We start from the raw sequence: 1,424 nt of genomic DNA on the forward strand, positions 1-1,424 counted from the left end.
AACACAGTGGACGCGAGCAACTGAGGACAAGCCCTCGGCCTATTAGTACCAGTCAGCTCCACCCCTTACAGGGCTTCCACATCTGGCCTATCAACCCAGTCGTCTACTGGGAGCCTTAACCCTTCAAGAGGGTGGGAATACTCATCTCGAAGCAGGCTTCCCGCTTAGATGCTTTCAGCGGTTATCCTTTCCGAACGTAGCCAACCAGCCATGCCCTTGGCAGGACAACTGGCACACCAGAGGTTCGTCCGTCCCGGTCCTCTCGTACTAGGGACAGCCCTTCTCAATATTCCTGCGCGCGCAGCGGATAGGGACCGAACTGTCTCACGACGTTCTAAACCCAGCTCGCGTACCGCTTTAATGGGCGAACAGCCCAACCCTTGGGACCGACTCCAGCCCCAGGATGCGACGAGCCGACATCGAGGTGCCAAACCATCCCGTCGATATGGACTCTTGGGGAAGATCAGCCTGTTATCCCCGGGGTACCTTTTATCCGTTGAGCGACAGCGCTTCCACAAGCCACTGCCGGATCACTAGTCCCGACTTTCGTCCCTGCTCGACCCGTCGGTCTCACAGTCAAGCTCCCTTGTGCACTTACACTCAACACCTGATTGCCAACCAGGCTGAGGGAACCTTTGGGCGCCTCCGTTACTCTTTAGGAGGCAACCGCCCCAGTTAAACTACCCATCAGACACTGTCCCTGATCCGGATCACGGACCCAGGTTAGACATCCAGCACGACCAGAGTGGTATTTCAACGACGACTCCACAACCACTGGCGTGGCCGCTTCAAAGTCTCCCACCTATCCTACACAAGCCGAACCGAACACCAATATCAAACTATAGTAAAGGTCCCGGGGTCTTTCCGTCCTGCTGCGCGAAACGAGCATCTTTACTCGTAGTGCAATTTCACCGGGCCTATGGTTGAGACAGTCGAGAAGTCGTTACGCCATTCGTGCAGGTCGGAACTTACCCGACAAGGAATTTCGCTACCTTAGGATGGTTATAGTTACCACCGCCGTTTACTGGCGCTTAAGTTCTCAGCTTCGCCACTCCGAAAAGCAGCTAACCGGTCCCCTTAACGTTCCAGCACCGGGCAGGCGTCAGTCCGTATACATCGCCTTACGGCTTCGCACGGACCTGTGTTTTTAGTAAACAGTCGCTTCTCGCTGGTCTCTGCGGCCACCCCCAGCTCAAGCAGCAAGTGCTATCACCAGTGATGGCCCCCCTTCTCCCGAAGTTACGGGGGCATTTTGCCGAGTTCCTTAACCATAGTTCACCCGAACGCCTCGGTATTCTCTACCTGACCACCTGAGTCGGTTTAGGGTACGGGCCGCCATGAAACTCGCTAGAGGCTTTTCTCGACAGCATAGGATCATCCACTTCACCACAATCGGCTCGGCATCAGGTCTCACCCTTATATGT

1 rRNA gene (running past one end of the window) is annotated in these 1,424 nt (G+C 55.5%); it reads right to left on the minus strand.

The window, feature by feature from the left end:
- Positions 1 to 22: 22 nt before the first annotated feature.
- Positions 23 to 1,424: ribosomal RNA gene (locus ACIQMU_RS31480) — 23S ribosomal RNA — on the minus strand (it continues 1,823 nt past the right edge of the window).

It is taken from the genome of Streptomyces sp. NPDC091649, assembly GCF_044756785.1.
In the GTDB taxonomy this organism is placed as follows: domain Bacteria; phylum Actinomycetota; class Actinomycetes; order Streptomycetales; family Streptomycetaceae; genus Streptomyces.